This window comes from Mesorhizobium sp. M0051, from assembly GCF_040323235.1.
In the GTDB taxonomy this organism is placed as follows: Bacteria; Pseudomonadota; Alphaproteobacteria; order Rhizobiales; family Rhizobiaceae; genus Mesorhizobium.
Window position 1 is genome coordinate 194,804 of the sequence record NZ_JAMYUT010000007.1, and the last position, 9,024, is coordinate 203,827.

Genomic DNA, 9,024 nt, shown 5'->3' on the forward strand with positions numbered 1-9,024 from the left:
GAGACGGAGCCATCATCATCGCTGGCCGTCAATCTTCATCATCGATCGGCTGGCATGCGCCTCCGATGGCGAAGGCAAGGAAATCGTCTTGCCGCTTCCCGCTACCTTCGAGATGCCGCTGATCCTGAAACTGCCGGCCCAACCGGCACATGCCGATCGCAACGTCGACACAAGCCCGATTCACGGCACCCGAATCGAGCTCAAGCAAGGCTTTCCAAAATAGGCGCAACATCATCGTTGCGGGCGCCATCCACATTCGATTTTCAGCACAATATCAGCACCCGTTCAGGACGCGGGGCCCTGCCGCTGCGATGCTTGCGGGACACTAACCTGAGAACGGTCATGAAAATCGCCCTTATCGAAGACCTCGTCGCCAAGATCGATCGCAAGATCGACGACGCCGGCCCGGCGCGGGGCAGCGCAGCCTGGAGGATCACGACTACCTTGACATCCGCCGGCGGCTGCTTGCGGGCCGCCCGCGCGACGTGTGGGTGACCGTGCAGGCGATCGTCGCAGATTTTCGCTTCGAGGGTGTCCAGGATCGGGAACGAGTAAGATCCGGCCTCGAACTTGCAGGTTGGGGCGCTAGCGACACTGCTGGATGATCAGGTTCGACGCTCGACATCATCGCCGGTGCGCTGCTTGCTTTTCAGCCTGGCGAGACGCGCTGCATGACTCCGAAGTTGCGGTCGAGGATCGTCGGCGTCCACCTGCCGAAGATGGCCTTCGCAACGTATTTAGCCAGACAGATTGTTTTTCACCGGAGGAACCGTGCTCTCATTTCGCTGTTTGATAATTGAAGGGCATTTTTTCGGACAGGAGACCACGAGATGAAACGGCTTCTTTTCGCATTAGCCATGGTGGCTTTGTCAACGGGCCTTGCCTTTGCTCAGTCGAGCACCAGTGGATCGTCCACGACGACTACCACCACAACGATGCCGAGCACCAATGATCAAGGCACTGACTCGACCATCACCGGTGGGACCAATCCGAACTCGGCGAGGCCCTGCGCCCCCGGTCAACAGACCGGCAGCGCAAAGCAGGCCGCTCCGGGGCAACAGGATACCGCCGCCAAGACCGCTGCTCCAGGGCAGATGAAAAAGACGACGGAAGGTTGTTGATCAGTCGCTGAGCCGCGAGTCTGACTGGCCCGCGTCATCCACTGGTGACGCGGGCGGATTGTGTAAAGTCTGCTCATGCCTTCGAGCTCGATACGCAAAACGGAACATGATCCGAACAGCAGAATCCTGTCTGTATGGTTTGTGGCCAGCGGCAAACGCTACGAGTTCGAGGACGTGCCGCCTGCCTTTGCTGCATTTCGAGCCGCTTTCGCCAAGGGTCGCTACTTTAACGATCACCCGCAATCACTTCCGGTATCGTCAGGCCGACCAAGACGACGACCCTTGATGAGGTTTGCTGTTTCCGCTCTCGCGGGCTTCAAATCTCCTCTGGCTCTTCGTTTTGTCGACCTCACCGGCAGCGCGAAGCAGCCCCCGCGATGCTCCGCGGCTGGATAAAGGTGAGGGACCCCATTTACCGGACGTTCGATCATCGATGCGGTCTTACTGGTGATCTATAGCTGTCGACGACAAACAAGGCCTTCCAGCGGGCGGGCGGCATCAACGTTGCGCTGCACACCTGAGAGTGCGAGCACACTAGGCTTCAGCCGTTCGTCCTTGCCGTACTCATCGGCGGCGTGGAAGAATAATCGCGGCGTGTCGTTGATTTCTTCGAGCCTCTTTCGGTAGGCCTCCAGGTGGCCTTGCGGCCATCGTCGCCGACGCGGCCCGGCATGTAGGCGACAAAGGGTGGCAGCACATCAAAGCCTGAGTAGCGTAGCAGGCCATTGTGGATCGGCCACAGAACCGTGAGAAATGCTTACTCTAGCGCGTCCGCTGGGGAGAATCGTGATCACCGTACTGGTCAGCGCGACCTCGTCACCGATCTCAAATTCCCGAGGCATGCTGTGGTGCAACTTGGGCTTTGTGCGGTGCTTTTTCTTATTAATAACTGACTTGGTTGGGCGAAATCGTAGTTGAATGGTACAAAGGAGAGAGGATGGTGGGCCTGAAGCCCAGTCCGGAATTGTAGCCAATGCGCGTCGCATCTATGCTCTGGCTGCATCACTCGCGGCGGCGACCTCGTTTTGCTCAACCTTTGCCCTGATCTCCAGAAGCTTGCTGAATTTGGTTCATCACATGTTGGGGATCGATATTCTCTGCCAGTTGCGGCAGCTCGTTGTCGGCGGGGGTCGAGACATTCAGACGCGCCGTCAAAGCAGCCACCATCTCGATCAGTCGCGTGGTTTCATGCTCGTTGAGAAGGCTGATCTGCAAGTCCAGTTCCGCTCGGTGCTCGCTGTGTTCAGCCATTCTGTTCTGATTGATCAGCACGAAAGTGGACAAGAAGATTGCCTCGACGGAGGCGACCATGGCCAGGATCACAAAAGTGGGGTCCCAAGCTGGGATGGATGGTATAGCGCCAAGGTTCGCCAGAATCCAGGCTACAAGAATTGCGAGATGCAAATAGACAAAAGTCATGCTTCCCGCGAAGCGCGAAACGGCGCCAGCAACTCGCACCTGAACGCCTTGGTTTTCCTCCTGTTGCCGTCTGTGGTCGACCAGAGTCTGTATGTTCTGGCGAAGGACGGACTGCATGTCGGCGGGACGTTGATCACTCATGTCTTTTGAATGCCATTTTTGTGAAAGCGGCGCTCGTCTCCCCCTCGATACGTCGGGCGGTCTCGAGCTGTGGCGACGAGCCCTGCAATCTTGCCCACTATCGCGAACACCACCCGCGGCGCCCTTACGAACCCTGTGGCCGAAGCCCGAAACGATCTCAAGGAGAGACCCACTGATCTCTCCATGCAGGCGTGGTGCATCCGCTTGCGCGTCGAACAGCCGGTCTCCAGATCCGGCCACGATGCCGGTCGGCTCGGCGATATTCTTCTCGCTAGCCTTCGACAACAGGCCTGCGGCCAACATTTCGCCCAAGGCCAGGCCAGCCTCACAAGCAGCGGCAGCAGGTGTGACGGAGAGCGGTGCCGATCACCGGTAGGGCCGGGAGTGCGGCCAGCGCAAGATCGAGCCGCGGAGCCGGATAGCCGGAGAGCAGCACCACGGCCAGGGTGGAGCATGCCTGCGGGCCGGCACGAGGGCTGCCCGAGCTCCCCAGGAATGTCCAAGCACGAGATATTGCTCGATACCGTCAATGTAACTATTAGCGAACTCCCGTTGCCTCGCCAGACGGGCCTTACCGCTTCTTCACCTCCTCGACCCGCACCTTGGCACCGTTCTCCTTTGCCATGGCCAGCGCCTTATGGTCTGACGACGTAGGTTCCGACCATCGCCTGTGCAATTGAAGCCCGCGCCCTCTGTGAGAGCGCGGGCCGATCAGAGAACACCGATCTTCAGCAGGCGATGGAGGGCACCTGCCGCACGCACAACCCTTAGGGACTGTTAATGTTCCATCGAGACTGATTGAAAATCGACTTCCAATCGAGGTCGTCGCTTCTTCGGCGTTGTAGCTGAACCCCACGGCCATACGACCGTTTTTCCACGAGAGAAACGAAGGAGTTCGCCACCATGGACTGAACCGCGTCGAAAGAAATTGGAAGCAGGTCAAAGGCAAGGTGAAAGAACAATGGGGCAAGCTCACCGAGGAAATCTCGACCGCATCGCCGGCAGGCGCGACCAGCTCGGGATGAAACTACGCCACGAAGGGCAAAGGTCCCAACCCAATAATCGAGCGGTGGCCGCCTTCACGTCAGTGGGCGTGATGGCGCGCGGCGGCTTGTGTTGCACTGGCCTGGCGGGGACTCAAACGCATTCGGCCGGCGTTGGGAATCCAGCCACTCACAGACTCCTGCGATATTTAAGGACACATATGGTGCCATCAATTGACAGGGGTCAAATTTAATGACACAGGCAGTGTCGTGAAATTTGGAACGAGCCGCATGTCTAGTGTCCGTGCATACAACAGCCCCGTGCGCGAGGAAAAAGCGCGTGAGACACGCGAGGCGATCCTTATCGCACTGTTTGAACTGATGGATTCGGCGAGCGCCGCGGACGAGATCAGCACGGAAGCCATCGCGTTGAGGGCCGGAGTGCAGCGGCGGACCGTGTTTCGCCACTTCGCGACTAAGGACGACCTGTTGGCCACCTTCTGGCCTTGGCTGAATGCCCGGATAGGTGTCTCGGCGACACCTGAGAGTCTAAAAGACCTCGTCGATGGCCCACGACAAGCGTTCCCAAAGTTCGACACACACGAAGCGGCGATCCGCTCCTCGCTACACTCCCGGACCGGCCGCGAGATGCGTACAGGCACGGTGGCGAAGCGGCGTGCCAATTTCGCTCACGCACTTGCTCCCGCCATCGCCTCCCTTCCGCCCGCCGAGGCCGAGAAAATCAAGTCGCTAGTCCATCTTCTCTTCTCGGCCTCTGCCTGGGAGGTCCTGAAAGACTACGGCGGTCTCACCGGAACCGAGGCTGGCGAGACCGCATCCTGGGCAATTGAGGTGATACTGTCCGCAGTCACCTCGGGCCACTCTCCAGCGGACGTTACATCGCAAATGAAAGAGACAGGTAATGAAAATTGACGTCACCAACCCCTACGACGGCCAGACCCTCTGGGTCGTTGCCGATCGCATCCGCTTCCTGGGAGGCCTTGTGGGCTCGAACCTCGAACTCATTGAGGTCGAGGTCCCGCCGGGCTCCGGCACCCCGCCGCACAGCCACGCGTCGCCCGAACAATTTTATGTAATCGAGGGCGACCTCACGGTCCGCCACTTTGCCGAGGGCGGCCCGCCCGAGGTGACGGTCGCGAGCCCCGGAACCTCGGTGCGTATCGGTCCCAGAGAGCCGCATAATTACTCAAACGACAGCAGCCACCCGGTGCGGATGCTCGTGCTCATAGAAACTTCTATGGTCGTCTTCTTCCGCGACATCGGCACGGCCGAGCCGCAGACGCAGCCCGACTTCGCGCGGATCGGCGCGGCAATGCAGCAGCACGGGATAGAAATGCTGACAATGGCGGCCTGAGTTGCATCGCAATTTCGAGTGGTTTCGGGCTCTTGCGTCATATCCGGCAACGATGGTCCCCGAAACCATTCCCCCGACAACCGGCTGTGGTAATGGTATTTGCGCCCCTCCGAGAAAGCCATTCGCGAGGGAATCGGGCCCGGCGCCAGGCACGGTGGCGACCTTGCAATGCCATATCCAGAGGCGGCGGCCGAGCGAGAGCTCGATCATCACCGTGTACAACGGCCGGGCGATCAAGTGGCCGGCGATGGGGCGCTGGTTGGTTCCGCAGTCTGGATGCCGTGTGCTGCGGGCGTGGCGGCGCCCGGCGCCATCTGCCTTTCCGAGGATGCCTATCGGCAGGTCAAGGCAACGCTCGACCTCTCGGTCCGCGATCTCCACAGCACACAACTCAATAATTTCGCCGAGCCGATCGTGGTCTATTCGCTGCAAGTCGGCAGCGCCGGGACCAAGGCGATCGCTATGTCGGAACCCTCGACGAGCCGGCCGGCAGGGTCAACGCCGGCAAAGCATTCCATCGCCGTCCTGCCGTTCGCCAAAATGGCGACACCGAGCAGGGCTACTTCGCCGACGGCATCAGCGAAGACATCATGCATTCCTTGATCCGCCGCTGCATCAGACCGTTCCGCGTATCGGGTTGACGATCTGAAGTCCGGCGAAGTCCTTTTCGTTATCCGTCACGACCACGCAGTCATTCGCACTGGCGACGGCGGCGACGATCATGTCGAGCGCGCTACGCGGCCGGCCGGCCGCTTTCCCTTCTGCCATCAGTTGCGCCCAAATCAGCCCCGATTTGTCGTCGAACGATAGGATGCGGCCGGCAAACAGAGCCTGCGGCCCTTCCGACCCAGAGAACCACTTGTCCAGTGCGTCACGTTTCTTACCGCGCGGCTTCTCCAGAATACCGCGGCGAATTTCCGCAACGGTTAGCGAAGCGATGAAGAGGTCATCGTCGTTCTGCGTTCCCATCCAGGCCAGCAGCGATTCTGAAGGCTCCTGCTTTATGGCATTGCTGATGATATTGGTATCGAGGAGGTAGCGCCTCACAGGTCGACCTTACGCCCCTCTTCTCGCGGCCGGCTGAGGTCGAGATCGGCACCAACCAGAGGCGAGCGACGCAATGCGGCGAGAATACCGCCCGTTTTCGGAGGTTCACCCGCTACTGCCTGCTGTATGGTCCGGCGAAGCCGGCCAGCTTCCGGCCCCTCCTCCGTCAACTTCCGGGCAAGGCTCCTGAGTAGATCGCGGTCGGCGTCGAGCGCCTGGATTTCAAACCGCGCGATGCCACGCTCGGTCAGGCGGGACCGATAATTGTCGATCGCTCTCTTCTGCGCACTGTTGCTCATCGCGTGCCTCCGTGCTTATATCCAGATATATAGCCGTGTTGTCATTGGAGCGCAAGGCTGGGTAGTGGGTCAGTTTGAAATTCGGCCCGACCACAATAGGCGGTTTTGCCTAGGCTCTGTCTGGAAATAGGCGGAAGCGCGAGGCCGCATGATTGGGGCAGGAATGCAAATGCAGCTGCGGAAGAAATCTGGTTTCGGGTTTTCTTCCATTTCCCACAAATTTTCGGGATTGTGTTTCGCACTATACCGGTCCTGATCAGCCTTTGCGCTTCAGCAGATCTTTTACGATTGACGCACTTCGGCTGTCCCGACTTCTCTCTCATTCTTTTATACGGGCGTTCCACGCAATCGGCCATTACATTTCTAAATTTGCTCGCTTTATACGTCGTTCCCAGCGGGAACCCTAAATTTCATGGCTCGTCGCCGGCAGTTACCAGCCGTAGCTGAAGGTGGCACCGCCACCGCCATTGCCGTTCTGCCCGACGTTGGCGTCGGTGGTCCTACCGAACTGGAAAATGCCGTAAGCGTTGTCATTGCCATTCTGCTGCAGCGTGGCGGAGTGGCCATTGCCCTCCTGCTGGATGATGCCCAGATTGCCGCGACCGTTTTGTCCGATGCCAGCTGCGTTTCCGTGTCCGGACTGACGAATGCTGGCACCATGCACGCCGCGATACAGCGAATAGAAGCGCAGTCCAGTCGCCAGGGCGCCAGCGTCGCGGACGTTGCCGGGGGCAAATGTCACCGAAACCCAGCCGCCGGCGTAAGCCGGTGCGGACAGCGCCGCCTGGCCGATGCTGCCGGCAACGAGAACGGCGGCAAGAGTTTTCAATGTATTCCGGGTCATCTTGGTCTCCATTTTCCGGCTGCTCCGGTCTTGGCCAACCTTCTCATTTGGTGGCTGAACCCTCCCGGAATCCTTCGTTCAGCTGTCGTTCAGTCATTTTTTCTCCCGGCCTGACGTACATAGAAAAAGGGCGTCGATTGCCGACGCCCTTTTCGTAAATCTGGCGATCCGATCAGGTCGCGCCGCCGAGCCGCTCGGCGCAGCTGATGCTCTTGCCATCGACCGTCAGCTCGAGCCTGGCGTCATAGACGCCGCCCTTCGCGTCGAGCGTGACAGCGCCGAGCGTAGCTGGCTTGCCGGGCGCTGTGCTGAAGGCGCCATCCTGCTCGATATTGGTGCCGCCGGTGCGAGCGGCACTTTCAACATGGAAGGAATAGGTGCCGCTGACGCTTTTGTCGGCATGGACGAGCGCCTCCAGCGAGACCATGCCGCCTTCCTGGGTAGCCCGGATCTCGCAGCGCACCGGCCCGAGCGACTGGCCGGCGGTGGCCATGGTCGCCAAAGCGCCGGCCGGGATCAGAAGCAGGGCGAATGCGGTCATGACGCTACGGGGAAGTTTGACGATGCTTGGCATGGTTCGTCTCCTTGGCATTCGTGGGCCGCGGACTGTTTCCGCGGCCGCCCAGCCGGTGCTGCTTATGGGCAGGCCTGAACGAAAGCGGCGACATTGCCGCTGCCGCCTTGGCTGACATTGGCATTGCAGCCGCGGCCAACCTGCACGCCGGCAGCAATGTTGCCGTTGCCGTCCTGGGTCAGGATGGTGGTGTGATTGGAGCCGAACTGGGCGACGCCTGCGACGTTGCGATTGCCATTTTGATAGGTGGCGCCGTAGTTGCCGATCCCCTGCTGGCCAATGGCCGAAAGGTTATGGCGGCCGCGCTGCTGGCCGATTGCCGTGTTGAAGCGGCCGTCCTGGTAAACCCGGATACGGTTCTTGAAGCCGTTCTGGGCGCCACCAGCCGAATTGGACCAGCCATACTGCTCGATGCTCACGTCGTTGGCCATGGCCGGGGCAGCGACGGCAATGCCGATAAGAGCGGCGAGCGCGGTTGCGGTGAAAGAATTGCGGATCATGAGAGCGTCTCCTTTGGCGGACGGGACCGCGAGTTTGAACGGCTTCGTTTTAGGAGATGCAATTCGAACCAATGCTGAAGGTGGCGTTCAGCCGTGGTTCAGGAGGCGCAGCGCGTGAGAGGGCCGGTCAACTTGCTTTCGGACGCTCCATTGGTTGAGACGCGGTTCCCTCGACCAGTGGTTAGCAGCGCCTCTCAAGTGCGACTGCAGAGCCGCCGAGTCCCCTGAGTGAACTGCTGTCCGGCAACGGCCAATGACTTTTTCCAGTCGGCCGGAACTCAATTTCCCGATCGTAGTTAAGCTCAACGTAATAAACCGGTCGTCGCCGAGGGCGACGACCGAACCGAGGAAGACTAACATGGTCCAGGCCAATGAGATGAAAGAGCATGCACGCCAAGCGGCGGAGCAACAGAAGGAAGCTGGCGCCGGGCGGATCGACGAGATGGCTGACGCGATCCATAGCGCTGCAAATGAGCTGGAGAAGCAATTTCCACGAAGTGCTGACTACGTTCACGACGCCGCGTCACGTCTGGAAGGCACAGCCGCTGCACTGCGTAAGCGCAGAGTCGAGGATCTGGTTAAAGACCTTGGCGATTTCGCACACACTCAGCCTGCGGCGTTCTTCGGCGGAGCCATTCTGGCAGGGATCACTCTCGCGCGGGTTCTGAAGAGGTCTCCCGGCCCTCAGAAGCACGGCGGAACGCACCCCTGACAGGAGAAG

At 59.9% G+C, this 9,024-nt stretch carries 13 protein-coding genes and 2 pseudogenes; 8 read left to right on the forward strand and 7 right to left on the reverse strand.

Translation table 11 applies throughout. From position 1 onward, the window contains the following. Positions 1-28: 28 nt before the first annotated feature. Positions 29-256, reverse strand: coding sequence for a hypothetical protein (locus tag NKJ90_RS10030; RefSeq protein WP_352486045.1), 228 nt, complete (start codon positions 254-256; stop codon positions 29-31). A gap of 86 nt (positions 257-342) precedes the next feature. Here NKJ90_RS10030 and NKJ90_RS10035 point away from each other — a divergent pair, with 86 nt between their 5' ends. The 3 genes from NKJ90_RS10035 to NKJ90_RS10045 all read left to right on the forward strand — a co-directional run bounded on the left by NKJ90_RS10035 (position 343) and on the right by NKJ90_RS10045 (position 1,517). Next, positions 343-495: a hypothetical protein gene (locus tag NKJ90_RS10035; RefSeq protein WP_352486046.1), complete on the forward strand. Its 153-nt coding sequence runs from the start codon at positions 343-345 to the stop codon at positions 493-495. A 335-nt stretch (positions 496-830) separates the two neighbouring features. Further along, positions 831-1,121 carry a hypothetical protein gene (locus NKJ90_RS10040; protein ID WP_352486047.1) on the forward strand — a complete coding sequence of 97 codons (291 nt, stop codon included), beginning with the start codon at positions 831-833 and terminating at the stop codon, positions 1,119-1,121. Positions 1,122-1,196: 75 nt separating this feature from the next. Beyond that, complete coding sequence (locus NKJ90_RS10045) at positions 1,197-1,517, forward strand: KTSC domain-containing protein (RefSeq protein WP_352486048.1); 321 nt, start codon at positions 1,197-1,199, stop codon at positions 1,515-1,517. A 633-nt stretch (positions 1,518-2,150) separates the two neighbouring features. Here NKJ90_RS10045 and NKJ90_RS10050 read toward each other — a convergent pair. Continuing rightward, positions 2,151-2,984, reverse strand: a complete 834-nt coding sequence (locus NKJ90_RS10050; RefSeq protein ID WP_352486078.1) for a DUF1003 domain-containing protein — start codon at positions 2,982-2,984, stop codon at positions 2,151-2,153. A 605-nt stretch (positions 2,985-3,589) separates the two neighbouring features. On the opposite strand from NKJ90_RS10050, the pseudogene NKJ90_RS10055 reads away from it, so the two are divergent. From NKJ90_RS10055 to NKJ90_RS10070, 4 genes and pseudogenes are all read left to right on the forward strand, one after another. Then, positions 3,590-3,714 (forward strand): annotated as a pseudogene (locus NKJ90_RS10055) (CsbD family protein); the annotation flags it as partial. A gap of 241 nt (positions 3,715-3,955) precedes the next feature. Continuing rightward, positions 3,956-4,597: a TetR/AcrR family transcriptional regulator gene (locus NKJ90_RS10060; RefSeq protein WP_352486049.1), complete on the forward strand. Its 642-nt coding sequence runs from the start codon at positions 3,956-3,958 to the stop codon at positions 4,595-4,597. Next, a complete protein-coding gene (locus NKJ90_RS10065; protein WP_023758521.1) occupies positions 4,587-5,039 on the forward strand; it encodes a cupin domain-containing protein in 453 nt (150 codons plus the stop codon). The genes NKJ90_RS10060 and NKJ90_RS10065 overlap by 11 nt, the downstream gene beginning before the upstream one ends. A gap of 291 nt (positions 5,040-5,330) precedes the next feature. Beyond that, a pseudogene (locus NKJ90_RS10070) lies at positions 5,331-5,641 on the forward strand (adenylate/guanylate cyclase domain-containing protein); the annotation flags it as partial. Between the two features lie 13 nt (positions 5,642-5,654). Here NKJ90_RS10070 and NKJ90_RS10075 read toward each other — a convergent pair. The 5 genes from NKJ90_RS10075 to NKJ90_RS10095 form a co-directional block, all read right to left on the reverse strand. Beyond that, positions 5,655-6,086 (reverse strand): PIN domain-containing protein, encoded by a 432-nt coding sequence (locus NKJ90_RS10075; RefSeq protein ID WP_352486050.1) that lies wholly within the window; start codon positions 6,084-6,086, stop codon positions 5,655-5,657. Next, complete coding sequence (locus tag NKJ90_RS10080; protein ID WP_352486051.1) at positions 6,083-6,385, reverse strand: hypothetical protein; 303 nt, start codon at positions 6,383-6,385, stop codon at positions 6,083-6,085. Before NKJ90_RS10080 ends, NKJ90_RS10075 begins: the two co-directional genes overlap by 4 nt. Before the next feature lie 430 nt (positions 6,386-6,815). Further along, complete coding sequence (locus tag NKJ90_RS10085) at positions 6,816-7,229, reverse strand: curlin repeat-containing protein (RefSeq protein ID WP_352486052.1); 414 nt, start codon at positions 7,227-7,229, stop codon at positions 6,816-6,818. A gap of 172 nt (positions 7,230-7,401) precedes the next feature. Further along, complete coding sequence (gene csgH / locus NKJ90_RS10090) at positions 7,402-7,803, reverse strand: curli-like amyloid fiber formation chaperone CsgH (RefSeq protein WP_352486053.1); 402 nt, start codon at positions 7,801-7,803, stop codon at positions 7,402-7,404. Positions 7,804-7,865: 62 nt separating this feature from the next. Continuing rightward, entirely contained in the window at positions 7,866-8,303 is a 438-nt protein-coding gene (locus NKJ90_RS10095; protein WP_352486054.1) for a curlin, read from the reverse strand. A gap of 358 nt (positions 8,304-8,661) precedes the next feature. On the opposite strand from NKJ90_RS10095, the gene NKJ90_RS10100 reads away from it, so the two are divergent. Next, the gene (locus tag NKJ90_RS10100; protein WP_352486055.1) at positions 8,662-9,015 is read left to right on the forward strand and encodes a hypothetical protein; all 354 of its coding nucleotides are present in this window, start codon (positions 8,662-8,664) and stop codon (positions 9,013-9,015) included. Positions 9,016-9,024 lie beyond the last annotated feature (9 nt).